4 protein-coding genes are annotated in these 2,570 nt (G+C 76.4%); all 4 read right to left on the bottom strand.

Annotated elements, in window-relative coordinates:
- Nucleotides 1-145: 145 nt before the first annotated feature.
- Entirely contained in the window at nt 146-379 is a 234-nt protein-coding gene (locus VGD85_RS08765) for a V-type ATP synthase subunit F (RefSeq protein WP_331063072.1), read from the bottom strand.
- A complete protein-coding gene (locus VGD85_RS08760; protein ID WP_331063071.1) occupies nt 379-810 on the bottom strand; it encodes an ATP synthase subunit C in 432 nt (143 codons plus the stop codon). Before VGD85_RS08760 ends, VGD85_RS08765 begins: the two co-directional genes overlap by 1 nt.
- A 2-nt stretch (nt 811-812) precedes the next feature.
- Nucleotides 813-2,177 carry a V-type ATPase 116kDa subunit family protein gene (locus tag VGD85_RS08755; RefSeq protein WP_331063070.1) on the bottom strand — a complete coding sequence of 455 codons (1,365 nt, stop codon included), beginning with the start codon at nt 2,175-2,177 and terminating at the stop codon, nt 813-815.
- The coding region (locus VGD85_RS08750; RefSeq protein WP_331063069.1) for a hypothetical protein at nt 2,164-2,570 on the bottom strand (407 nt) is incomplete at its 5' end. The genes VGD85_RS08755 and VGD85_RS08750, both read right to left, overlap by 14 nt.

The following is a 2,570-nucleotide window of genomic DNA, read 5'->3' as shown; positions in this document are numbered from 1 at the left end:
AGCTCGGCGTCGGTGAACGACCGGGCGGTGTCCGCCGCCGCCGCGGCGTCGCGGCGCGCGCGCTCGAGGAGGGCGCCGCCGACGACCGCCAGCGGCTGGGTGCCGGGCTGGATGCCGGGCTGGATGCCGGGCTGGATGCCGGGCGTCACGGGTCCATCACCACCGTGAGCGGGTGCTCCGCGGTCAGACAGTCGGCGGGCAGCGCGTCGGCCGCTCGCCGGGTGAGGACGACGACGTCGACGTCCGCGGCCGGGTCCTCGACCAGGTCGGCCCAGGCCGACCGCACCGTCTCGTCGTCGTCCGCGACGGCCACGAGCGCGCCGACCAGACCGTAGCCCGCGACCCGGCTGCGCTCACCGAGGACCGCGAGCCTGGCCATCAGGCCCGCCCGATCAGGATCACCGCGATGATCAGGCCGTAGATCGCGATGCCCTCGGCGAGCCCGACGATCACCATCGCGCGGCCGAACAGCTCGGGGCGTTCGCTCATCGCGGCCAGGGCGGCGGCTCCGGTGTAGGCGACCGCGATCGCGGCGCCGATCGACGACCCGGCCACGGCGATCGCCGCGCCGAGCAGGGCGGCCCAGCTCGAGGACCCGGAGTCGGTCTGCGCCGCGACCAGCGTGGCGTCCGTGGCGGCCTCCCCGCCGGACGACGACGCCGCCACGATCACGACGGTCGCCACGGCCAGCACGAGGACGTTGGCACCGATGACGGCCTTCAGCGCGACCTCGCGGTGCCGGCGCAGCAGCGTCGCGAGGCCGGCGGACACCGCCACCAGCACGGGCAGTGCGAGCAGCCAGATCGTCATGGTCATCTCCCTTGGTCGGTCGACAGGTCCGTGGACGGGTCGGGCGAGGGGCCGGGCGCGGTCATGCGCCAGGGCCGGAACGGCCGGCCCTCCCCCTCGAAGAGGCGTGAGAAGAGCTCGTAGTACTCGAGCCGGAGCGCCTGGATGGCCGCGACGAGCGCCTCCAGGCCGAAGGTGACGACGTTGCCGAGGACGAACAGGACCGCGGCGAGCGCCACCATCGCGGTCCCGGAGGACGCCAGGGACGTCGTGCCGTCCCAGACGACCGACCCCAGCGCGGCGTGGGTCAGTCCGAAGGCCGCCAGCCGGGCGAACGAGACGAGGTTGGTGCCCACGCGCAGCACCGCGTCGAACACCTCGACCACCGCCTGGATGACACCGGAGCCACCGCCGCCGGAGCTCGCGACGAAGCCGGCGAAGGCGAGGAGGACGCCGGTGCCGACGACCACGACGCCGAGCGCCAGCAGCCAGCGCAGGTCGCCCCACACCCCGGCGGTGATCAGCCCCACGCCGCCGAGCAGCGCCGCCCCGGCCACCCCCGACGGGGCGCTCAGGGCCCGCGCCCAGCCGCCCTCGCGCCAGCGGTTGACGGTCGCGAGGGCCTGGGCCACGGCGAGCAGCGCGGCGCCGACGACGATCCCCGCGGCGAGCAGCGTCACGGGATGCTCCATCGGCGCGATCCACAGCACGGGCACGAGGCCGGTCGGCCCGAAGCACTCGCCGTACAGCAGCCCGAACAGCATCGCCGCCAGGCCGGCCCCGGTGACGAACGGCCAGAGCCGCTGCACCGGCGCCAGACGGCGGACCCGGCCGGAACGGACCAGCAGGCCGACCAGGGCGAGCAGCGCGCCGTGCCCGGCGTCGCCGAACATCATCCCGAACATCACGATGTAGGCGACCCCGGCCGCGACGCTGGGGTCGATGTCCTCGTAGGGGACGGTGCCGTAGGTCTGCACGAGCGGCGTGAACGAGCGGCGCAGCCGGCCACCTTCGCGCAGCAGGGTGGGCGGGTCGACGCCCCGCGGCGTCGGGATCGGCACGATCGCTCCTCCGAGGTCTTGCAGCCGGTGCCCGAGGGTGGCCCGCTCGGAGGCCGGCACCCAGCCGGTGAGCGCGGCGACCTGGCCGCGGACGACCGCCCGCCCGACCACGGCGTCCAGACCCGGGTCCTCCGTGGTGCCGGGCTGCACGGGCGCGTCGAGCTCGACCGCGCCCGCTTCGCCGACGACGACCAGGACGTCGCGCAGCGCGTCGACCGGGGCGACCAGCGCCACCCGTTGCATCCGCACCGGCTCGGCCAGCTCGCGCCACCGGGCGACCTGACCGGCGACCGGTCCCGAGCCACGGCTCGTTTCACGCGACGTCATCGAAGGCCTCCCGGGCGACGCCGGTGCCGTCGGCGGCGGTCTCGAGCGCGGCGCGGACCCGCCGGGCGTCGGCGGCGAGGACCGCGGTGGCCCCGACGACCGGCCCCCGACCGAAGCCGGTGCCGGCGAGCAGCGCGAAGCCGTCCCGCTCCACCCGCCGCCACCAGGCGACCTCGCCGCGCCACAGCTCCTCGCGGTCGTCGATGCCCTCGACCACCCACCGCGCGTCTCGCGGCAGCGCGCTCCGCGCCCGGGTCAGGTCACCCGCGGCGGCCCGCACGGCGACCAGGGCGTGCGGGCCCAGGATGCGCCCGATGCGGGCCTCGGACCCCGCGGTCGCGGCACCTCCTCCCGCGGCCAGGTCGGTGAGCAGCGTCAGCGCCGTGGCGCCCC

It is taken from the genome of Nocardioides sp., from assembly GCF_036401255.1.
Taxonomy (GTDB): Bacteria; Actinomycetota; Actinomycetes; order Propionibacteriales; family Nocardioidaceae; genus Nocardioides.
The sequence above is the reverse complement of the archived record's forward strand: the minus strand, read 5'-3'. Positions and strand labels throughout refer to the sequence as shown.